The organism is Microbacterium sp. cf046, assembly GCF_900114345.1.
In the GTDB taxonomy this organism is placed as follows: domain Bacteria; phylum Actinomycetota; class Actinomycetes; order Actinomycetales; family Microbacteriaceae; genus Microbacterium.
On record NZ_FOZJ01000002.1, the window covers coordinates 539,547 to 559,146 of the forward strand.

The 19,600-nt window shown below is 69.4% G+C and carries 23 protein-coding genes; 7 read left to right on the forward strand and 16 right to left on the reverse strand.

Translation table 11 applies throughout. From position 1 onward, the window contains the following. Positions 1 to 10: 10 nt before the first annotated feature. From BM349_RS08785 to BM349_RS08810, 6 genes are all read right to left on the reverse strand, one after another. Positions 11 to 919 (reverse strand): siderophore-interacting protein, encoded by a 909-nt coding sequence (locus tag BM349_RS08785; protein ID WP_091706250.1) that lies wholly within the window; start codon positions 917 to 919, stop codon positions 11 to 13. Beyond that, entirely contained in the window at positions 903 to 1,805 is a 903-nt protein-coding gene (locus BM349_RS08790; protein WP_091706252.1) for an ABC transporter ATP-binding protein, read from the reverse strand. The genes BM349_RS08785 and BM349_RS08790 overlap by 17 nt, the downstream gene beginning before the upstream one ends. Continuing rightward, on the reverse strand, positions 1,802 to 2,827 hold the full coding sequence (locus BM349_RS08795) for a FecCD family ABC transporter permease (RefSeq protein ID WP_254773797.1): 1,026 nt from the start codon (positions 2,825 to 2,827) through the stop codon (positions 1,802 to 1,804). The genes BM349_RS08790 and BM349_RS08795 overlap by 4 nt, the downstream gene beginning before the upstream one ends. Continuing rightward, positions 2,824 to 3,870, reverse strand: coding sequence for a FecCD family ABC transporter permease (locus BM349_RS08800; protein ID WP_091706254.1), 1,047 nt, complete (start codon positions 3,868 to 3,870; stop codon positions 2,824 to 2,826). Before BM349_RS08800 ends, BM349_RS08795 begins: the two co-directional genes overlap by 4 nt. Before the next feature lie 5 nt (positions 3,871 to 3,875). Next, the gene (locus tag BM349_RS08805) at positions 3,876 to 4,913 is read right to left on the reverse strand and encodes an iron-siderophore ABC transporter substrate-binding protein (protein WP_091706257.1); all 1,038 of its coding nucleotides are present in this window, start codon (positions 4,911 to 4,913) and stop codon (positions 3,876 to 3,878) included. A gap of 145 nt (positions 4,914 to 5,058) precedes the next feature. Then, the gene (locus tag BM349_RS08810) at positions 5,059 to 5,712 is read right to left on the reverse strand and encodes a biotin transporter BioY (RefSeq protein WP_091706259.1); all 654 of its coding nucleotides are present in this window, start codon (positions 5,710 to 5,712) and stop codon (positions 5,059 to 5,061) included. A 253-nt stretch (positions 5,713 to 5,965) separates the two neighbouring features. Here BM349_RS08810 and abc-f point away from each other — a divergent pair, with 253 nt between their 5' ends. Then, on the forward strand, positions 5,966 to 7,564 hold the full coding sequence (gene abc-f, locus BM349_RS08815; RefSeq protein ID WP_091706261.1) for a ribosomal protection-like ABC-F family protein: 1,599 nt from the start codon (positions 5,966 to 5,968) through the stop codon (positions 7,562 to 7,564). 7 nt (positions 7,565 to 7,571) lie between these two features. Here the strand turns inward: abc-f and BM349_RS08820 are convergent, their stop codons facing one another. The 4 genes from BM349_RS08820 to BM349_RS08835 are packed head-to-tail and all read right to left on the reverse strand — an operon-like array spanning position 7,572 to position 9,586. Further along, positions 7,572 to 8,438, reverse strand: coding sequence for an SURF1 family cytochrome oxidase biogenesis protein (locus tag BM349_RS08820; protein ID WP_091706263.1), 867 nt, complete (start codon positions 8,436 to 8,438; stop codon positions 7,572 to 7,574). Next, on the reverse strand, positions 8,435 to 8,683 hold the full coding sequence (locus BM349_RS08825) for a hypothetical protein (RefSeq protein ID WP_254773798.1): 249 nt from the start codon (positions 8,681 to 8,683) through the stop codon (positions 8,435 to 8,437). Before BM349_RS08825 ends, BM349_RS08820 begins: the two co-directional genes overlap by 4 nt. Beyond that, a complete protein-coding gene (locus tag BM349_RS08830; protein ID WP_091706265.1) occupies positions 8,680 to 9,054 on the reverse strand; it encodes a DUF3099 domain-containing protein in 375 nt (124 codons plus the stop codon). Before BM349_RS08830 ends, BM349_RS08825 begins: the two co-directional genes overlap by 4 nt. 40 nt (positions 9,055 to 9,094) lie before the next feature. Then, positions 9,095 to 9,586 carry a DUF4190 domain-containing protein gene (locus tag BM349_RS08835; protein WP_254773799.1) on the reverse strand — a complete coding sequence of 164 codons (492 nt, stop codon included), beginning with the start codon at positions 9,584 to 9,586 and terminating at the stop codon, positions 9,095 to 9,097. Positions 9,587 to 9,697: 111 nt separating this feature from the next. Here BM349_RS08835 and fabG point away from each other — a divergent pair, with 111 nt between their 5' ends. After that, positions 9,698 to 10,408 (forward strand): 3-oxoacyl-ACP reductase FabG, encoded by a 711-nt coding sequence (gene fabG / locus BM349_RS08840; protein WP_091706270.1) that lies wholly within the window; start codon positions 9,698 to 9,700, stop codon positions 10,406 to 10,408. A 10-nt stretch (positions 10,409 to 10,418) separates the two neighbouring features. Here the strand turns inward: fabG and BM349_RS08845 are convergent, their stop codons facing one another. From BM349_RS08845 to glgC, 3 genes are read right to left on the reverse strand one after another with little or no spacing between them, the layout of a single operon-like run. Further along, positions 10,419 to 11,117 (reverse strand): alpha/beta fold hydrolase, encoded by a 699-nt coding sequence (locus BM349_RS08845; RefSeq protein ID WP_091706272.1) that lies wholly within the window; start codon positions 11,115 to 11,117, stop codon positions 10,419 to 10,421. Between the two features lie 56 nt (positions 11,118 to 11,173). Continuing rightward, positions 11,174 to 11,815: a phosphoserine phosphatase SerB gene (gene serB / locus BM349_RS08850; RefSeq protein WP_091706274.1), complete on the reverse strand. Its 642-nt coding sequence runs from the start codon at positions 11,813 to 11,815 to the stop codon at positions 11,174 to 11,176. A gap of 47 nt (positions 11,816 to 11,862) precedes the next feature. Then, a complete protein-coding gene (gene glgC / locus BM349_RS08855) occupies positions 11,863 to 13,104 on the reverse strand; it encodes a glucose-1-phosphate adenylyltransferase (RefSeq protein WP_091706277.1) in 1,242 nt (413 codons plus the stop codon). A 46-nt stretch (positions 13,105 to 13,150) separates the two neighbouring features. Between glgC and glgA the strand changes: the two genes are divergently transcribed. From glgA to BM349_RS08870, 3 genes are all read left to right on the forward strand, one after another. Continuing rightward, the gene (glgA, locus tag BM349_RS08860; protein WP_091706279.1) at positions 13,151 to 14,344 is read left to right on the forward strand and encodes a glycogen synthase; all 1,194 of its coding nucleotides are present in this window, start codon (positions 13,151 to 13,153) and stop codon (positions 14,342 to 14,344) included. 9 nt (positions 14,345 to 14,353) lie between these two features. Beyond that, positions 14,354 to 15,151, forward strand: a complete 798-nt coding sequence (locus BM349_RS08865) for an ABC transporter ATP-binding protein (RefSeq protein ID WP_091706282.1) — start codon at positions 14,354 to 14,356, stop codon at positions 15,149 to 15,151. A 123-nt stretch (positions 15,152 to 15,274) separates the two neighbouring features. Then, positions 15,275 to 15,535, forward strand: coding sequence for a type B 50S ribosomal protein L31 (locus BM349_RS08870; RefSeq protein WP_091706285.1), 261 nt, complete (start codon positions 15,275 to 15,277; stop codon positions 15,533 to 15,535). 79 nt (positions 15,536 to 15,614) lie between these two features. On the opposite strand, the gene BM349_RS08875 is transcribed toward BM349_RS08870, so the two are convergent. Continuing rightward, entirely contained in the window at positions 15,615 to 16,355 is a 741-nt protein-coding gene (locus BM349_RS08875; RefSeq protein ID WP_254773800.1) for a 3'-5' exonuclease, read from the reverse strand. A gap of 73 nt (positions 16,356 to 16,428) precedes the next feature. On the opposite strand from BM349_RS08875, the gene BM349_RS08880 reads away from it, so the two are divergent. Beyond that, complete coding sequence (locus BM349_RS08880) at positions 16,429 to 17,328, forward strand: alpha/beta fold hydrolase (protein WP_091706290.1); 900 nt, start codon at positions 16,429 to 16,431, stop codon at positions 17,326 to 17,328. On the opposite strand, the gene BM349_RS08885 is transcribed toward BM349_RS08880, so the two are convergent. Beyond that, positions 17,288 to 17,842 carry a CGNR zinc finger domain-containing protein gene (locus tag BM349_RS08885; RefSeq protein WP_091706292.1) on the reverse strand — a complete coding sequence of 185 codons (555 nt, stop codon included), beginning with the start codon at positions 17,840 to 17,842 and terminating at the stop codon, positions 17,288 to 17,290. The genes BM349_RS08880 and BM349_RS08885 overlap by 41 nt on opposite strands. A gap of 87 nt (positions 17,843 to 17,929) precedes the next feature. Between BM349_RS08885 and BM349_RS08890 the strand changes: the two genes are divergently transcribed. Beyond that, the gene (locus tag BM349_RS08890; protein WP_091706295.1) at positions 17,930 to 18,913 is read left to right on the forward strand and encodes an EamA family transporter; all 984 of its coding nucleotides are present in this window, start codon (positions 17,930 to 17,932) and stop codon (positions 18,911 to 18,913) included. Between the two features lie 57 nt (positions 18,914 to 18,970). Here the strand turns inward: BM349_RS08890 and BM349_RS08895 are convergent, their stop codons facing one another. Next, positions 18,971 to 19,441, reverse strand: coding sequence for an Lrp/AsnC family transcriptional regulator (locus tag BM349_RS08895; protein WP_091706298.1), 471 nt, complete (start codon positions 19,439 to 19,441; stop codon positions 18,971 to 18,973). Positions 19,442 to 19,600: the final 159 nt, after the last annotated feature.

The window sequence follows — 19,600 nt, forward strand, 5'->3', positions numbered from 1 at the left end:
GGGGCAGCGCTCAGTTCTCGGCTCTGCCGAGCCTCCAGTAGCCCATGAAGGCGACCGCTCGTCGATCCACGCCCTGTTCGGCCACCAGGTGGCGGCGCAGCGACTTGATCGCCCCGGACTCGCCGGCGAGCCACGAGTACAGCCGCGCGCTCTTGAGGGCGGCACCGCCCTTCGCCGTCCGCGGGACCTCCCACAGGATGCCGGTGTCGATGTCGATCTCCTCGACCGCAGCGCCCTCGCCCGCGGGGACGAGCTGCGCGGCGGCCTCCTCGACAGCGGGAACGAGGAGGGCGTGCCGTTCGCGGGCGCCGCGGGCTCGCACCCGGTAGTCGAAGCCCGGATGCCGGGGCAGATAGGCTGCGTCGTCTTCGTGCGGAATCTCCAGGACGACGATCCCGGTGGCCTCGGGCGGAAGCTGCTCAAGGATCACGGCGATGGCCGGCGCCGCCGTCTCGTCGCCGGCCAGCAGCAGATTCTCGGTGTGCGCCGGGGGCACGAAGTCGATGCCGTAGCTGACGCCGGTGTGCGCCGTCGTGGGCGCGAGGATCAGCACCTCGTCGCCCACCGATGCACGCGAGATCCAGGCGGATGCCGGGCCCAGCACGTCGTGGGCGACCATGTCGATGTCCACCTCGTGCTCCGCGTTGCGCACCCGACGCGTCGTGTAGGTGCGGAACGGCGGCCGATCCTCCTCCGGCATGTCACGCCACTGCGTGTACCAGTCGTCGCCGATCGGCATCGCGTCGAGCGGGACCGTCTCGGTCGGGAACACGACCTTCACGCGCTGGTCGTACCCCGGGTCCCCGTAGTCGGCGAGGTCTGCGCCGCCGAACGTGAACCGCCGGAAGCTCGGCGTGAGATCGGTGATGGCGCTCACCCGGGCTCGGAAGAAGCGGATCTGACTAGTGGTGGATGACACGTGACTCCTCGGTCTTGTCGGCGGATCGGAGGAAGGGGCCGTGCTCGGTCACGCCGTGGCCGTGGTCGGCGAGCACGTGGTGACGCCCGCGGGGCAGCACGATGGGCGTGCCGGAGACCGGATCGCCGATCACGAGCGCGTCGAGGTCGAACACGTCGCGGATCAGCCCGCTCGTGACCACGTCGGACGGCGCACCGGCGGCGATGACCTCGCCGTCACGCATCGCGAAGAGGTGATCGGCGTAGCGCGCCGCCAGGTTGATGTCGTGCAGGACCATCACGATCGTGGTGCCGCGATCGCGATTCAGGTCGGTCAGCAGGTCCAGAACCTCCACCTGGTGTGCGACGTCGAGGAATGTGGTCGGTTCGTCCAGCAGGAGGATGTCGGTCTCCTGGGCGAGCGCCATCGCGATCCACACCCGCTGCCGCTGGCCGCCGGACAGCTCGTCGACGGAGCGGTCCGCGAACTCGGAGATGCCGGTCGCGGCGAGCGACTCTGCGACGACCGCGTAGTCGTGGGCGCTGAATCGCGACAGCATCCGCTGATGGGGGTGACGCCCACGCCCGACCAGGTCGGCGACGGCGATGCCCTCCGGCGCGACCGGGCTCTGCGGCAGCAGGCCGAGGACGCGGGCGATCTCCTTGGACGGGCGCGCGTGCATCGGCGTGCCGTCGAGCACGACCCGCCCGGCTCGCGGAGCGATGAGACGCGCGAGCGCGCGCAGGAGGGTCGACTTCCCGCATCCGTTCGCACCGACGATCGCCGTGATGCGCCCGGGCGGCACCCGCAGATCGAGCGCGCGGACGATCTCTCGATCGCCGTATGCGAGCGTCAGGGCCTCGGCCTCCAGCGAGTGATCGGTCGCGGGGCTGTGTGGTTCGGTCATATCGACCCTCCGGAGCGGTTGATCCTGATGAGGAGGTAGACGAGGTACGGCGCGCCGAGCGCCCCGGTGATGACTCCGACGGGGTAGCGACTGTCGAACGCGAACTGGCCGACGAGGTCGGCGACGAGCACGAGGAGCGCTCCGACCAGACCTGCGGGAAGCAGGGGGGAGGCACCGGGCCCGGTCAGGCGCGTGGCGATCGGGCCGGCCATGAACGCGACGAACGCGATCGGGCCGCTCGCCGCGGTCGCGAAGGCGAGCAGGGCGACTGCCGCCAGGATCAGCAGCACGCGGGTCCGCGGCACGTTCACGCCGAGACTCGCCGCCGGATCGTCGCCGAGGCGCAGCATCCCGAGTCCGCGCCCCTGCGCGAGCAGCAGGGGAACGAGTACGCCGCTCGCCACGGCGAGGGGGAGCACGCCTGACCAGGTGGCGCCGTTCAGGCTGCCGGTGAGCCACTGCATCGCCGCCTGGAGATCCCAGACGGCTGCGCCGGACAGGACGTACGTCACCGCGCTGTCGAGCATCGCGGCCACGCCGATGCCGATGAGGATGAGACGTGTGCCCGCGAAACCGCTGCGGTTCGAGAGCAGGGAGATGACGCACGCAGTGGCGAGAGCGCCGATCAGCGCGAGGAAGGACACCGCGGTCTCGTCGAGTGAGAGGACGACGATTCCGAACACCGCCGCGAGGCTCGCGCCGGAGCTGATGCCGATGATGTCGGGCGAGGCGAGCGGATTGCGCAGCATCGTCTGGAAGGTCACGCCGGCGATGCCGAATGCGAACCCTGCGAGCAGCCCCATCACGGCGCGGGGGAGACGCAGCTCGCCCACGGTGAACGACGCACCCGGAACCGTCTCGCCGAGGATCACGCGTGTCACCTGCACCGGATCGTAGAACGTGTTGCCCACCATGAGCGTCACCGCGAACACGGCCAGGATCAGGATGCCGAGCACCACGACGACCGATGAGCGATGACGCAGACGCGCCCTGCGCCCGGCGATGACGGCCTGCACGCTCACAGTTCGCGCACCTTCTGGCGTCGGACGATCCAGATGAAGAGCGGGGCGCCGACGAACGCCGTGACGATGCCGACCTCGATCTCCTCGGGCCGGGCCACGACCCGCCCGATGACGTCGGCGGCGACCAGAAGGGAAGCGCCCGCGATCGCGGAGAACGGCAGGAGCCAGCGATGGTCCGTGCCGACCAGCAGGCGGCAGAAGTGCGGAACCACGAGTCCGACGAACGCGATCGGCCCGGCGACCGCCGTGGCCGCGCCGCACAGGATCACCGCGCCGGCGGCGGCGATCAGCCGCGTGCGGAAGACGTTCTCACCCAGACCCGCCGCGAGGTCGTCACCGAGCGCCAGCGAGTTCATGCCTCGCGCGCACAGCACGCAGATGAGCGCTCCGACGACGAGCACGGGTGTCACGAGGGCGATGCGGTCCCAGGTCGCGCCGCCGACGCCCCCGATCTGCCAGAACCGGAAGGTCTCCATCACATCGACGCGGGGGAGGAGGATCGCGCTCGTGAGGGAGGCGAACGCCGCGGAGATCGCCGCGCCGGCGAGCGTGAGCTTCAGCGGGCTCGCGCCGCCGCGGCCGAGCGAGCCGACCGCGTACACGAAGATCGCTGCGCCGGTCGCCCCGGCGATCGCGACGGCCATGTAGGCCGACGGGCCCGCCAGCCCGAAGAACGCGATGCCGATCACCACCGCGAGCGCCGCGCCGCCGGAGACCCCGAGGATGCCCGGATCGGCGAGCGGATTGCGCGTCACGGCTTGCATGCTCGCCCCGGCCAGCCCGAGTGCGGCGCCGACCAGGATCGCCAGGACGGTGCGCGGTATGCGCGCGAGCACCGCCGCTTCGGACACGCCGTCCACGTCGCCACCGATCGCCGCGACGATCTCGGCGAGCGAGACCTCACGGGCTCCGAACGCGATGGACGCGACGCACAGGAGCGCGAGCAGCGCGACCGCTCCGGCCAGCCACGCCAGGCGCACCGCCGCCGGACGCCGCACGGCGGCGGCATCCGGCAGGGGCGGCCTGATCTGAGTGACGGTCACGGTCTCTACGTGAGCGCGCCTGCGAGCAGCGCGAAGTACTCGTCGATCCCCCAGCCGATCGACAGCGGCGACGGATTCGCGGATGCGGCGAGCGGCGTGGAGTTCTCGAGGATCGCGATGTTGCCGTTCGCGACCGCCGGGATCTGCGACAGGAGCGGGTCGGCCTGCAGCTGCGCAATGATCGCACCGTCGGCCTCACCGTACGTCACGAACACATCCACGTCATCGAAGCGATCCGCCTCCTCGGAACTGACCGTCACGTAGAACAGATCGGTCCCGGCGGACTCGTCGGCCACGACAGCCGGTTCGGGCAGCCCGAGACCGGTGAGGAACCCGGGCCGGGTGTCCAGGCTGGTGTAGAAGCCGACCTGGCTCAGGTCCGTCGGATCGATGTAGGAGAACAGCACCTTCGATTCGGCGAGTTCGGGATGCTCGGCCAGCGCGGTCGCGACCTCGGCGTGCAGGTCCTGGATCAGCTGATCGCCTTCGGTCGCGAGGCCGATCGCTGCAGAGTTGAGGCGGATCATGTCCTCGTAGGAAGTGCCCCACGCGACGTCGGGGTACGCCACGACGGGGGCGATCTTGGACAGCGTGTCGTACTCCTCCTGCGTGAGGCCCGAGTAGGCGGCGAGGATCACGTCCGGCTCGGTGTCGGCGACGGCCTCGAAATCGATCCCATCCGTCTCGTCGAACAGCACAGGGGTCTCGGCACCGAGCTCGTCGAGCTGATCCTCCACCCAGGGGAGCACCCCGTCGCCGTCATCGTCACCCCAGGTCGCCTTGCTCATGCCGACCGGTACGACGCCGAGTGCGAGTGGCACCTCGTGGTTCGCCCACGCCACCGTCGCGATCCGCTCCGGCTGAGCCCCGATCGTGGTCTCGCCGTACGCGTGCTCGATCGTCACCGGGAATCCGCCGTCGCCTGACGCGGCGGTCCCGGTGTCTGCGCCGGGGGCGGTCTGGCCCGCACAGCCGGTGAGCACGAGCGCCGCGGTCGCAACGGCGGCGAGCGCGGTGGTGAGGGCGATAGGGGTTCGATGCACGAGATCCTCCGAGTCGTGAGTTAGGTAACCCTTACCTTACTTACGTCTCGCGATGGAGGTGAAATCGAGCGTCACAATGGCCCGCCCGCACGGCGAGAGGGCTCCGACCGACGACCGGTCGAAGCCCTCTCGGACGACGTCGAGCTCAGCTCTCCTTGGTCTTGCCTGCGTCCACCTTGCGCACGAGCGCCCAGGCACCGGGGATGATCAGGGCGGCGATCCCCGCCTTGATCAGGCCGCCGACGATGAACGGGAACAGCCCCGCTTCGAGGATCTGCCAGAAAGACAGCTCCAGTCCCATGCCGACGTTCAGCACGAACGCGAGGTACGGGATGCCGAACAGGAAGGGCACGATGCTCGCGGCCGCGAAGCCGACGAAGGCCAGCGCCGGGCGCCGGTCCCATGCACGCTCCGCGAACCACCCTGCGACGAACGCGGAGAAGATGAATCCGATCACGAAGCCGAAGCTCGGCTTGGCGAGGGCTGCCAATGAACCGGTGAGTCCGGCGAAGATCGGCAGGCCGGCGAGGCCGAGCACCATGTAGGTCGTCAGGGCGGCGGCTCCGCGCCACGCGCCGAGCGATGCGCCGACGATGATGACGCCGAGCGTCTGGCCGGTGATCGGCACGGGCCACAGCGGAATCTCGACCTGGGCGAGCAGCGCGACCACGGCTGCGCCGGCCAGCACGAGCGCGGCGTCCACCGCGAACGCGCGAGCGCGCGAGGACGGGCGGGCGATGACGTCGGCCAGCACGCGGACTCGGGACGGTGCTGCCGGAACGGCGGCGATCGAGGACATGGTCACTCCTTCGGCGGGCGGCCCGAGGGGCCGAGTAGTGGATTCGAGGGCGTCGCGACTCATCCTAGAGCCGGAGCAGAGGAGGCACTGTGCGCTGTGCGCCAACGAAACGCGGCATCCGCTGTGGCGCTCCGCACAGCGTGCGGCGGCCGGCGAGGTCGCCGCGCGACGGCGGTCATGCGCGGCGACGGTAGACTTGGAGATCGGCCAATCGGTCGCTCCTCACTTTCCCTCTACGAAACGGACCTTCGCTGTGCTCGCCGTGCACGATCTCGAGATCCGCGTAGGTGCCCGCGTGCTCATGGCGGACGTCTCGTTCCGCGTCAGCAACGGCGACAAGGTGGGTCTGGTGGGTCGCAACGGTGCGGGCAAGACGACGCTGACGAAGGTGCTCGCCGGTGACCTGCAGCCGGCCGACGGGCGCGTCGATCGTTCCGGAGAGCTGGGGTACCTGCCGCAGGACCCGCGCACCGGAGACCCGGAGATGCTCGCGCGCACCCGCATCCTCGATGCCCGCGGCCTGGGCACGCTCGCCCTCGGGATGCACGACGCATCCCTGCTGATGGGGGACGACGACCCGGATGTCGCCGCCAAGGCGATGAAGCGATACAGCAGTCTGACCGAGCGCTTCGAGGCGCTGGGCGGCTACACGGCCGAAGCCGAAGCGGCCTCCATCGCCCACAACCTCTCGCTGCCGGATCGCATCCTCGACCAGCCGCTGCGCACGCTCTCAGGAGGTCAGCGCCGCCGGATCGAGCTCGCCCGCATCCTCTTCTCCGACGCCGAGTCGATGATCCTCGATGAGCCGACCAACCACCTCGACGCGGACAGCGTCGTGTGGCTCAGGGAGTTCCTCAAGAACTACAAGGGCGGGCTGATCGTGATCAGCCACGACGTCGAGCTCGTGGGCGAGACCGTCAACCGCGTGTTCTACCTCGACGCGAACCGCCAGGTGATCGACGTCTACAACATGAACTGGAAGAACTACCTGCGTCAGCGGGTCGCCGACGAGGAGCGCCGCAAGAAGGAGCGCGTCAACGTCGAGAAGAAGGCGACGCAGCTGCAGCTGCAGGCCGCGCGCTTCGGCGCGAAGGCCTCGAAGGCAGCGGCCGCGCACCAGATGGTCGCGCGCGCCGAGAAGATGCTCTCGGGACTGGACGAGGTCCGCCAGGTCGAGCGTGTGGCCAAGCTGCGCTTCCCGAAGCCCGCGGCGTGCGGCAAGACCCCGCTCATGGCGTCGGGGCTGTCGAAGTCGTACGGATCGCTGGAGATCTTCACCGACGTCGACCTCGCGATCGATCGCGGGTCCAAGGTGGTCGTGCTGGGTCTGAACGGCGCCGGGAAGACGACGCTGCTGCGCATCCTGGCCGGCGTCGACCAGCCGGACACCGGGCAGCTCGAACCGGGTCACGGGCTGAAGATCGGCTACTACGCGCAGGAGCACGAGAACCTCGACGTGTCGCGGTCCGTGCTCGAGAACATGATGTCGGCCGCGCCCGACATCAGCGCGACCGAAGCGCGCAAGGTGCTCGGCTCGTTCCTGTTCACCGGCGACGACGTGCTCAAGCCCGCCGGAGTGCTCTCGGGCGGAGAGAAGACCCGGCTCTCGCTCGCTACGCTCGTCGTCTCCTCGGCCAACATGCTGCTTCTGGACGAGCCGACCAACAACCTCGACCCGGCCTCGCGAGAGGAGATCCTCGGTGCGCTGGCGCACTATGAGGGCGCGGTGGTGCTGGTCTCGCACGACGAGGGCGCCGTGGAGGCGCTGAACCCCGAGCGCGTGCTGATCCTGCCGGACGGCGTCGAAGACCTCTGGAACCGCGACTACCAGGACCTCATCGCGCTCGCGTAGGACCGCGTCATCGGCCGGCCGCGTCGAGGATCGAGTCCTCATCCTGCATGTCGCGGTCGTTCCGCCGCGCCGGCGTGCGATGCCGCGGGCTCGGATCGATGCCGCGCGCACGGTCCTCCGCATCCTCGCGACGATGACGGCGCTCGGTGCGGATCACATACCCGATGAAGACGAAGCCCATGATCGCGAACAGGATCCACTGCACCGCATAGGACAGATGGGGGCCGGGATCCTCCGACGGAGCGGCGAAGGCCGCGGGCCGCGTCGCGGGCGCCGGATCCTCCGACACCATGGCACCGTAGGCGGTCGGTTCGAGTCCGGCGCCGACGCCCGGGTCCACGAGGTCCGCGACGAGCCCGGGATTGATCGAGGGGACCTGGCCCTCCGGGGCCGAGCGCCCCGAGGCGGGAAGCGGCTCCGCCGGCCGGAGTCGCGCGATCACGGTGACCTGCCCCTCCGGGGGAGCCGGGATCTCATCCGGCAGCGGCTGGTCCTCGCCGGGCGGGACCCAGCCTCGGTCGATGAGCAGGATGCGACCGTCCTCGTCGCGGAACGGAACCAGGACCTCGAAAGCCGCGGTGCCGCCATGGGGTCGATTGCGGACGAGGATCTGGTCGGCCGCCAGATACTCGCCCTCCAGACGCACGGGCTGCCACTCGTCGTCTGCGGCGAGCGATCCGCCGGGCGCGATCACATCGGAGAGCGGCACCGGATCCGCGTCGTAGTTCTGCGCGACCAGCGCCAGCTGCTCCGCTCGGGCGGCATTGCGGCTGAACTGCCAGTTCGACAGGAACGCGCAGGCGATCGCGAAGACGATCGCCACCGCCACGTACGCCGTCCAGCGCACGGCGGGAGGCGCCGTCGCCCGGCTCACGTCGCCCCCTCGACACCGGCGGCGACCTCCAGGCGCTCCACGACGACCGGGAACTCGCGTGCGGCGAGATAGTCGCGCAGGAAGTCCCGGTGCTCGTCGCACGCGACCCACACCTTGCGGCGATCGGGGGAGTGGATCTTCGGATTCCGCCACACGACCGCCCAGACCGCGAGGTTGCGGCATCCCGCGCGTGAGCACTCGGCGTCAGGGCGCGCGTCGGAGGGCACCTGCTGCGGATCGCTCACGCCGCGCCGCTCGACTCGTCGCGAGGCTTCTCGATCGCGTGAGTCTCTTCGATGCGCAGCACCGGTGACCCTGTGCCCGCCGCGGGGGTCCCCGACGGCGCCGCGGGGAGCGCCCGCTCCGGGTTCTCGGGATCCGTCCGCTCGACGTCGGAACTGACGTTCGCCAGAACGACCGCGATGTACGGCAGCACGATCGCGGCGATGCCGAAGACCCACGTGTACCAGCCGTATGGAGTGATCACGACCATGAGGATGAAGCACGCGATCCGGATCCCCATCATCACGAGATAGCGGCTCGAACGCCGATGTTCGTCGTCGCGCGGTGCGCGCGGCAGCGACGTCGCAGATTGGGGCTTCGACGAACTCTTCACGGTCCTTCCAGAGTACGCCTGGGAGGACCGGTGACGGCCGTCAGACGTTGGTGCCCGCGCTGTAGATGATGAGCGGGAGCAGGAACGCGAAGAACACGATCAGCCCGAGCACGATGAACCCCAGGCCGACGTAGCCGAGGATCGTGCCGGCCAGTGCGAGTCCGCGGCCCTGCTCGCCCGTGCGCTTGATCTGCCCGAGCGACATGTGACCGGTGATGATCCCGGCGAGCGACCCGAGGAACGGGATGATGAAGATGCCGACGAGCGACGAGACCAGCGACACGATCGCGAGGGTGTTGGTCTTCGCCGGCGCGTACGCGCCGTACGAAGTGCCGTACGCGGGCGCGGCGCCGTAGGCCGGAGCGGTGCCGTACGCGGGCGGTGCCGGGGTGTATGCGGGCGGTGCCGGGGTGTACGCGGGCGGTGCGGGTGCGGCGGGTGGTGCTGCGGCGTAGTCGGGCGATCCGTACGCGGGAGGTGCGGGTGGTGCGGGCGGGACCGGGGTCGAGCCGTCGGGGTTCGTGTCGCTCACGGGCAGGCCTTTCGTCGAGTGCCGTAACAGCGTCGCAGTGCGCGCCGGGAGTGTCAAACAGGGCACCGATAGGCTGGGGCGGTTCATCGCGTCCAGCCCCGGGAGTGCCAAATGTCCACCGATCGCGTCGTCCTGGTCACAGGAGGCAATCGCGGCATCGGCCGCGCCACCGCCGAGCGCTTCGTCGCGGAAGGGTACCGGGTCGCCGTGACCGTGCGCTCGGGCGAAGGACCGGAGGGCACGCTGACCGTGCGAGCGGATGTCACGGATGCCGCGGCCGTGGATGCGGCCTTCACCGAGGTCGAAGCGAAGCTGGGTCCGGTCGAGATCGTCGTCGCGAACGCGGGCATCACGAAGGACACGCTGCTGCTCAGGATGACCGAGGACGACTTCGACAGCGTGATCTCCACCAACCTCGGAGGAGCGTTCCGCGTGGTCAAGCGGGCGTCGAAGGGGATGCTGCGTGCGAAGTGGGGTCGCGTCATCCTCATCTCCAGCGTCGTAGGCCTGTACGGCGGCGCCGGCCAGATCAATTACGCGGCATCCAAGAGCGCCCTGGTCGGGTTCGCACGTTCGCTCACGCGCGAGCTCGGCAGCCGGGGGATCACCGCGAACGTGGTGGCACCGGGCTTCATCGAGACCGAGATGACGGCTTCGCTCCCGGACGACCTGCAGGCCGAGTACAAGCGGAGCATCCCGGCGGCCCGCTTCGCCACCACCGACGAGGTCGCCGGTGTCATCACCTGGATCGCGTCGGACGACGCCGCCTACATCTCGGGCGCCGTCATCCCGGTCGACGGCGGTCTCGGCATGGGGCACTGACCGCCCTGGATCAGGTGCGATCGACCGCCTTGAGGATCGCGGCGCCGAGCTCGCCGGGCTTGGAGAACTGCGGCCAGTGACCGGAGTGCAGCTCGACGATCTCGAGGTCCTGCAGCGCGGCGAGCTCAGCCGCCCAGTCCGGCGTCGAGGCGATGATGCCTCGTATCTCGTCGGCAGCCACGGTGCCGGTGAGCATCGTGACCGGGAGGCGTCGGCGACGCTCATCCGCCAACCGCAGCGGATCGGTGGGAACGCGGGCCGGAACCGAGCGCGTCCGCGCCGCCGCGTCGGCGCGGGTCGTCTCGTCGAGGTCGGCGATCTCGGGCTCCTCGAAGAAGTCCCAGCCCGGGAAGGGAATGACGCCGTCGACGATGGGGAACTCCCAGATCGAGCCGCCGTCGCCCGGCGGGAACGTGTCGACGAAGACGACGCGCGCGACCTTCTCGGGCCGCGCATCGGCGGCGCCGTAGACGACGTTCCCCCCGCCGCTGTGGCCCACGAGCACGACGAGGCCCGGGGACGCGTCGATCTCGTCCACCACCGCATCGACCCAGTCGGCGATGCCCACTTCCGATGAATCGACGGCCGGCACGCCGACGCCCGGCATGGTGAGCGGGTGCACTGTATGACCTGCGCTCTGCAGCGCAGGTGTCACGTCGTCCCATGAAGACGCGTCGAGCCAGAGTCCGGGTACGAGGATGATGTCCATCCCTCGACGCTACCGAGACTCTCCGACACGCACACGTGCCGAGGCGACGGGGCAGGTCAGGGGAGGAGCGGGATCACTTCCCGCAGATCCACGCGCTCGATGACGAGGTCGGCCTGCGCCCGGACGGTCGGCTTCGCGTTGAAGGCGAGGCCGAGCCCGGCCGCGGCCATCATGCGCAGGTCGTTCGCGCCGTCGCCGATCGCGATCGTGCGCGCGATCGGCACCCCGGACTCGGCTGCCCATTCGCGCAGGGCGGCCTCCTTCGCCCCGGCGTCCACGATCGCTCCGTCAACGGTGCCGGTCAGCGTTTCACTGTCGGTGACCAGCCGATTCGCACGCCAGATGTCGACGCCGAGATCGGTCGCGACCGCGTCGAGGATCTCGTGGAATCCGCCGGAGACGACACCGACCCGCCCGCCGCGCGCGTGCGCGGCCGCGATGAGCTCGCGGACACCGGGCGTCGGCTCGATCCGCGCGAGCACCCGTGCGAACGCACTCGTGGGGACGCCCGCGAGCACGCTCACGCGGGATCGAAGACTGGTCGCGAAGTCGACCTCGCCGCGCATGGCGGCCTCGGTGGCCGCCGCGACCTCCGCGCCGCGCCCCGCCTCATCCGCCAGGAGCTCGATCACCTCGTTGCGGATGAGCGTCGAATCGGCGTCGAGCACCACGAGGAAGCGGGCGGATGGCGCAGGCATGCTCCCACGCTATCGTCGCGGCATCCGTCCCGATGTCGCGCGCGGAGCTAGTCGACGTGCACGCCCTTGCCGACGACCGTGAGTCCGGTCTCGGTGACGGTGAAGCCGCGCGCGATGTCTCGCTCGCGATCGACGCCGACGGTGGCGCCGTCGGCCAGGACGACGTTCTTGTCGAGGATCGCGCGATGGATGCGGGCCCCCTGACCGACGCGGACATGATCGAAGAGCACCGAGTCGGTGATCGTCGAGCCGCCGCCCGCGAGAGTCCAGGGTCCGACGACGCTGCGCTCGAGGTGGGTCCCCGACAGCACGGAGCCGAGCGAGACGATCGAGTCGATCGCATTGCCGATCCGGCCCACCGAGTCGCGGACGAACTTCGCGGGCGGCGAATTCACCGTCTGCGAGTGGATCGGCCACTGCATGTTGTACAGGTTGAAGATCGGCAGGGTGGAGATCAGATCCATGTGCGCGTCGAAGAACGAATCGATCGTTCCGACGTCGCGCCAGTAGTCGCGATCGCGATCCGTCGAGCCGGGCACGTCGTTGCGCTTCATGTCGTAGACGCCGGCCTCACCGCGACCGACGAAGTACGGGATGATGTCGCCGCCCATGTCGTGGTTGGACGTCGGCAGCTCGCCGTCGGATTCGACCGCTTCGATGAGCGCGTCGGTGTCGAAGATGTAGTTGCCCATCGAGGCGAGCACTTCGTGCGGCGCGTCGCTGAGCCCCTTCGCGTCCTGGGGCTTCTCGAGGAATTCGCGGATCTTCGCCGGATCCTTCTCGTCGACGTCGATCACGCCGAACTGGTTCGCCAGCGAGAGCGGCTGACGGATGCCGGCGACCGTGGCGCGCGCGCCGGATTCGATGTGCGAATCCAGCATCTGGCGGAAGTCCATGCGGTACACGTGGTCGGCGCCGATCACCACGACGATGTCGGGCTTCTCGTCGTTGATGAGGTTCAGGCTCTGCAGGATCGCGTCGGCGGAGCCGGAGAACCACCGCTTGCCGAGTCGCTGCTGCGCGGGAACGGACGCGACATACGAGTCCAGCAGCGGCGACATCCGCCATGTCTGCGAGATGTGCCGGTCGAGGCTGTGCGACTTGTACTGCGTGAGCACCACGAGCTGTCTGAGCCCCGAGTTGATGAGGTTCGATATCGCGAAGTCGATCAGACGATACTGCCCGCCGAACGGGACGGCGGGCTTTGCTCGATCTGCGGTGAGGGGCATCAGACGCTTGCCCTCCCCACCGGCGAGGATGATTCCGAACACCTTCGGCGCTGCTGGCATGGCCCCACCCTATGCCGCACTTCGGCCCGGGTACTAGCGTGTTGACATGCGAGTCGACATCATCACCAAGGAGTATCCGCCGGAGATCTACGGCGGGGCCGGAGTGCACGTGACCGAACTCGTGAAGGCCCTCCGCGAGCGGATGGACGTCCAGGTGCGCGCGTTCGGCGCGGCCCGCGATGAGGAGGGCACGACCGCGTACGGCGTGCCCGCGGAGCTCGCCACAGCGAACGGCGCGATCCAGACGCTGGGGACCGATCTGGAGATCGTGACCGATGTCGCCGGCGCCGATGTCGTGCACAGCCACACCTGGTACGCGAACTTCGCCGGCCACCTGGCTTCCCTGCTGCACGGCATCCCGCACGTCGTCACGGCCCACAGCCTCGAGCCGCTCCGGCCGTGGAAGGCGGAGCAGCTGGGCGGCGGGTACGCGGTGTCCAGCTACATCGAGAAGACGGCGTACGAGCGCGCGGCTGCCATCGTCGCGGTGAGCGACGGCATGCGCACCGACATCCTGCGCAGCTACCCGACGCTCGATCCCGACAAGGTGCGCGTGATCTACAACGGCATCGACGTCGATGCGTGGCATCCGGTCGAGGATCCGGCGCTGCTGGCGCAGCTCGGTGTCGATGCGAGCCGGCCATCGGTCGTGTTCGTCGGCAGGATCACCCGCCAGAAGGGCCTGCCCTACTTCCTGCGAGCCGCGGAGCGGCTTCCGGCCGACGTGCAGGTGATCCTGTGCGCCGGCGCGCCGGACACCCCGCAGATCATGGCCGAGGTCGAGGGCCTCGTCCGCCGCCTCCAGGAGACCCGCGACGGCGTGGTCTGGATCGACCGGATGCTCGCCCGCCACGAGCTGTGCACGATCCTCAGCGCAGCGACGACGTTCGTCTGCCCCTCGATCTACGAGCCCCTCGGCATCGTCAACCTCGAGGCGATGGCGTGCGGCGCCGCGGTCGTGGGCACCGCGACCGGCGGCATCCCGGAGGTCGTCGTGGACGGGGTCACCGGTCGGCTGGTGCCGATCGAGCAGGTGCAGGACGGCACCGGAACGCCGCTTCATCCGGAGCAGTACGTCGAGGATCTCGCCCGTGTGCTGACCGAGGTGGTGAGCGATCCCGAGCGCGCAGCGGCGTACGGCGCCGCCGGGCGCGCGCGGGCGACGAACGACTTCAGCTGGTCCTCGATCGCCGATGCGACCGCCGCGCTGTACGCGGAGGTCGCGGGCATCCGCCGATAGGCTGGACGCATGCCGCAGGTGCTCGAGTTCTCCGACGTCGTCGTCCGCAGAAACGCCCGAGACATCGTCGACCACCTCGACTGGTCGGTCGATGACGACCAGCGGTGGGTGATCCTCGGCCCGAACGGCGCGGGCAAGACGACGCTCCTGCAGCTCGCCGACACGCTCGTCCACCCCACCTCGGGTCGCGTCACGATCCTCGGCGAACAGCTGGGTCGAACGGACGTCTTCGAGCTGCGTCCGCGCATCGGATTCGCCTCGACCGCGATGGCCAAGCGCGTGCCGCCCGAGGAGACCGTGCTGAACGTCGTCCTGACCGCCGCGTATTCGGTGCTCGGTCGCTGGAACGAGGCCTACGAGGACATCGACGAGCGCCGCGCACTCCGGGTGCTCGCCGAGTGGCGGCTCGATCAGCTCGCCGATCGCACGTTCGGCACTCTGTCGGACGGCGAGCAGAAGCGCGTGCAGATCGCGCGGGCGATCATGACGGACCCCGAGCTGCTGCTGCTGGACGAGCCCGCCGCGAGCCTGGACCTCGGTGCGCGCGAGGAGCTCCTGACCCTGCTGGGCGGCTACGCCCAGGCGCCCACGACGCCCGCGATGGTGATGGTGACCCACCACGTCGAGGAGATCCCGATCGGCTTCACGCACGTCCTGCTCATGCGCGAAGGCCGTGTCGTCGCCGCGGGTCCGCTGGGGGAGACCCTCACGGCCGAAAACCTGACGGAGGCGTTCGGCGCGCCGATCACGCTTACGGCCGACGGCGGGCGCTATGCGGCGCGGGCGGCCGAGCATCGCGGCTCCTGAGACCGCCACAGGCACGATTCCGCGCAAGCGCCGCGGGCTGATAGAATCGATCCTTGGTGCGTTCGCACCGCAGACTTTGATGCCCTGGCAAAATCCAGGGCACCACATCTCAAAGGACTTCCCATGAAGACTGACATCCACCCCGACTACCAGGCTGTCGTGTTCCGCGACCTCGGCTCGGGCGAGACCTTCCTCACCCGTTCGACGGTGACCTCGGACAAGACGATCGAGCTGGACGGTGTCGAGTATCCCGTCATCGACGTCGAGATCTCGTCGGCGTCGCACCCGTTCTACACGGGTAAGCAGCGCATCATGGACTCGGCCGGTCGTGTCGAGAAGTTCAACCAGCGCTTCAAGAACTTCGGCGGCTCGTCCAGCAACTAGTCGCAGTGCAGAGGCCCCGCTTCGGCGGGGCCTTTCGCGTTCCCGGCTCGTCCCGTCTGACCCGGCCGGGCGTCGAGAATCAGCGGATCGGCCAGCGGCCGTCCAGCTCCGTGTCGGGGTCGAGTCGCCCGATGCTGATGAAGTACTCGGTGAGACTGGCCGCCTGCGCGCGTGCCCACGCGATCTGCCGCGTGTGCAGCTCATCGGCCTCCGGTGGCATCAGCCCGGCGAAGCGCCCCGCGAGGGCCTGCGCGATCCGGCCTGCCGCAACGGCATCCGCGGACGCTTCATGCGCGTCGTCGAGCCGCACCGCGTAGTGCTCGGCGACCACCGCGAGGGTGCGCTTGCCGCGGCGGAACCGGTCGTAGGCCTTGTCGAGCACGAGCGGATCGATCACGGGGGACGGATTGCGCAGCGGCAGGACTCCGTGCCGTGACGCTTCGCGGGCCAGGAGTGAGAAGTCGAACGCGGCGTTGTACGCGACCACGGGGATGCCGGCATCCAGAAGCGACCGGAGCGTGTCGGTGACCTGCTCCACCACATCGCACGCCGGCGCTCCGATCGCACGGGCGTGCTCGGTCGAGATGCCGTGCACCGCAGTCGCGGCCGCCGGGATCTCGACGCCGGGGTCGGCGATCCAGTCGCGGGCGAGGATCGCCGAACCGCTCGCGTCGAGCAGGCCGACGTGGGCGGTGACGATGCGATCCTCGGCCACGTCGACGCCGGTCGTCTCGAGGTCGAACACGCCGATCACACGCGTCCAGGTCGGCGGGCCGCCGTGCCCGTCGACCTCTGGACCCACCCCCTTTGTCGCCTTCATGCCCCTCACGGTATGCGTCGCCTCCGACATCGCCGCTCAGGAACGCCTGATGCCGCGAACGTAGACTCGGAGCGTGCCCGCCCCGAACCCCTACTCCGTCCTCCTCGACGCGATCCCGGTGGAGCGCCACGAGATCGAGGTGCTGGGCGGCACCACGGCGTACTGGGTCTACGGCTCGCCGGAGGCCGAGACGACGATCGTCGCGGTGCACGGCTTCCGCGGCGAGCACCACGGTCTCGAGCCGGTCGTCGCGCACCTCGACGGCGTGCGCATCATCTCGCCGGACCTGCCGGGATTCGGCGAGACGCCGCCGCTGCCGGGGAGGCGCCACGACCTCGCGGCCTACCGCGACTGGCTGCGCGCGTTCGCCCCCGCGGTGGCTCCCGGTGCGGTCATCCTCGGCCACTCGTTCGGGTCGATCGTCGTGGCGGCGGCCGTCGCGGCGGGACTGCAGACCCCTCGGGTGATCCTGGTCAATCCGATCGGCGCCCCGGCACTGGAGGGTCCGCGCGGCATCCTCACCAGACTGGCGGTCTTCTACTACTGGTCAGGCGCCCGACTGCCCAAGCCGGTCGGCGACGGACTTCTGCGCAACGGCGCGATCGTCCGGGTGATGAGCGTCTCGATGGCCAAGACGCGCGATGCGCAGCTGCGCCGGTTCATCCACGATCAGCACGACACGTACTTCTCGCGCTTCGCCGACCGCGACGTCCTCCACGATGCGTTCCTGGCATCGGTGTCGCACGATGTGCGGGAGTTCGCGCCCTCGATCACCCAGCCCACGCTGCTGATCGCCGCCGTGAGGGACGACATCACGCCGATCGAGGCGGAGCGCCACCTCGCCACCCTCTTCCCGGATGCCGAGCTCGTCGAGATCGCCGATGTCGGCCACCTGATCCACTACGAGACGCCGGCCGCCGCGGCGGAGGCCATCAAGCGCTTTCTTGCGCCTTCCGCTCCCGGTACGCGTTGACGTTCATGCGGTTGCCGCAGTTGCCCGTGTCGCAGTAGCGCTTGGACCCGTTGCGCGAATAGTCGATGTAGACCGAGTCGCAGTCATCCGCGGAGCACACGCGCACCCGGTCGTACTCGTCTGAGCGGATGACGTCGACGAACGCCATCGCCGCCTCGACCAGGATGCGGGTGGCCAGCGGCGCGTCGTCGGAGGTCGCGTGGATATGCCAGTCGTAGTCGTCATGGCTCACGAGGCGGGGGAGCGCCTGACCATCGCGGAGCATCTCGTTCACCAACGCGACGGCCCCTTCGCGGTCGACATCCCAGAGGCGCCGCAGGCGGGCGCGGATGCCCCGCACGGCTTCCACCTCGGCCTGATCGCGGCGGATCGTGCCCGTGTAGGGGTTCATCGCGAGGTACGTCTCGAAGTCCTCGACGGTCTGCAGCGTGTCTTCGCCATCGAAGCCGGGGAGCGTGTTGACGAGGTGCACGGCAGCCTTGAGCGACTGTTCCGTGTCACGAATGAAAACCATGTTGACTCCTGACAGGATGGACCTGTATCGTCACCAGTGTAAGTGCTTTTGACTCCTGACAGCTCTTTCTCACGGCCGGATCACACCATGGCAGCTCCCACCGCATCGATCCCGATGATCAGAACCGCCGCCGCGCACCGCGTCAGCACCTCCGGTCTTGTGCTCGCCGTCGCATCCGCCCTCGCATTCTCCTCGAGCGGCCCGTTCATCAAACCGCTGCTCGAGGCGGGCTGGTCGCTCGGTGCAGCACTCCTCGTGCGGATGGGCGTGGCCGGGCTGATCCTCTCGCCGGCGCTGTTCCTGGCCATCCGCCGTCAGCGGGGATTCCTGCGGCGGCACTGGAAGCTCATCGCCGGGTTCGGGCTGATGCCGGTGCTCGGCTGCCAGCTCTTCTTCTTCTCGGCGATGCAGCGGATGCCGGTGGCGGTCGCGCTCCTGATCCAATACCTCGCACCGGTCATGCTGGTCGCCTTCGTGTGGCTGCGCACGCGCAAAGCGCCGTCCGCGCTCGTGCTGTGGGGCTCCGCCGTCGCGATCGTCGGACTCGTCCTGGTCGTGGACATCTCGGGTGCGTCGTTCGACCTGCTCGGGACGCTGTTCGCCCTCGCCGCAGCGGTCTGCGTGTGCGCGTACTTCGTGATCTCGGAGCGCGCGGGGGATGACCTCCCGCCGTTGGCACTGGCCGCCGGGGGGCTGCTGACCGGCGCGACGATCATGGCGATGCTGTGCCTCACGGGCATCATGCCGTTCACCGCTCCGGCCGTGTCGGTCGTGCTCGCGGGCGTCGAGGTGCCGTGGTTCGTGCCGCTGATCTGGGTGGCCGCGATCGCGACGACGCTCGGCTACGCGTTCGGCGTGATGGCGGTGCCGCGGATCGGATCGCGAGTGGCGTCGTTCGTCGGACTGTCCGAAGTGCTCTTCGCGCTGGGGTTCGCATGGATCTTCCTGGCGGAGGTGCCCGCGCCGATCCAGTTCGCCGGCGGTGCGCTCATCCTCGTCGGCGTGATCCTCGTGCGTGCAGACGCGCAGTCCGGCGCCGACCCGCGGGTCGAGGCGCCTGTCCTCACCTGATCGAGCAGCGCGCGGCGGGCGCGCGCGTCCACGCGTTGCGCGAGGCTCGCCGCCCCGTCACTCCCGCCGCGCCAGCTCCATCAGCGGGTTCACGCGATAGCCGATGACCTCGCCCATCACGAGCGAGGTCTCGGTGCGCTCGACCCCCTCGATCGCGAGGATCCGCGCGTCGGTGTCGAACAGGTGCTGCGTGTCGCGGCACGCGACCCGGACCAGCAGATCCACCTGCCCGCTCAGGCCGTGCGCCTGCACGATCTCGGGGACGTGTGCGAGTTCGGCGGTGATTCGCGGCAGGTCGGCCTGGCGGACCATGACGCTGATGAACGCCTCGATCGGGAAGCCGAGCGCGGTCGAGGAGATCGCCCGCTCGTAGGAGAGGAAGACGCCGGAGCGCTCGAGTCGCGCCATGCGCGCCTGCACGGTGTTGCGTGACAGCCCCAGCCGTTCGGCCAGGGCGACGACGGTGGCTCTCGGGTCGGCTGCGAGCGCGGCCAACAGCTCCAGGTCGACGTGATCGAGGGTGCTCATAGTGTGAAACTTTAGCACGTCATCTGTCGTGCTGCTTGGCAACATGCTCAACAGAATTCATCCTGCTTGAGCGAGGTGCAATATCGACGTAGAGTCAGGCCATCCGGCGGAGCTGCCGGTGACCCGCGACGGGCGCCTCACGAGGGCGTTCCGCAACGA

Excerpts from the sequence above, each read along its gene's own strand:
- glgA (WP_091706279.1), top strand. The coding sequence starts at position 13,151 with ATGCGAGTCGACATCATCACCAAGGAGTATCCGCCGGAGATCTACGGC.
- BM349_RS08845 (WP_091706272.1), bottom strand. The coding sequence starts at position 11,117 with ATGGACATCATCCTCGTACCCGGACTCTGGCTCGACGCGTCTTCATGG.
- glgC (WP_091706277.1), bottom strand. The coding sequence starts at position 13,104 with ATGCCAGCAGCGCCGAAGGTGTTCGGAATCATCCTCGCCGGTGGGGAG.
- BM349_RS08810 (WP_091706259.1), bottom strand. The coding sequence starts at position 5,712 with ATGTCCTCGATCGCCGCCGTTCCGGCAGCACCGTCCCGAGTCCGCGTG.
- serB (WP_091706274.1), bottom strand. The coding sequence starts at position 11,815 with ATGCCTGCGCCATCCGCCCGCTTCCTCGTGGTGCTCGACGCCGATTCG.
- BM349_RS08865 (WP_091706282.1), top strand. The coding sequence starts at position 14,354 with ATGCCGCAGGTGCTCGAGTTCTCCGACGTCGTCGTCCGCAGAAACGCC.
- BM349_RS08895 (WP_091706298.1), bottom strand. The coding sequence starts at position 19,441 with ATGAGCACCCTCGATCACGTCGACCTGGAGCTGTTGGCCGCGCTCGCA.
- BM349_RS08890 (WP_091706295.1), top strand. The coding sequence starts at position 17,930 with ATGGCAGCTCCCACCGCATCGATCCCGATGATCAGAACCGCCGCCGCG.
- BM349_RS08790 (WP_091706252.1), bottom strand. The coding sequence starts at position 1,805 with ATGACCGAACCACACAGCCCCGCGACCGATCACTCGCTGGAGGCCGAG.
- BM349_RS08870 (WP_091706285.1), top strand. The coding sequence starts at position 15,275 with ATGAAGACTGACATCCACCCCGACTACCAGGCTGTCGTGTTCCGCGAC.
- BM349_RS08885 (WP_091706292.1), bottom strand. The coding sequence starts at position 17,842 with ATGGTTTTCATTCGTGACACGGAACAGTCGCTCAAGGCTGCCGTGCAC.
- BM349_RS08875 (WP_254773800.1), bottom strand. The coding sequence starts at position 16,355 with ATGAAGGCGACAAAGGGGGTGGGTCCAGAGGTCGACGGGCACGGCGGC.
- fabG (WP_091706270.1), top strand. The coding sequence starts at position 9,698 with ATGTCCACCGATCGCGTCGTCCTGGTCACAGGAGGCAATCGCGGCATC.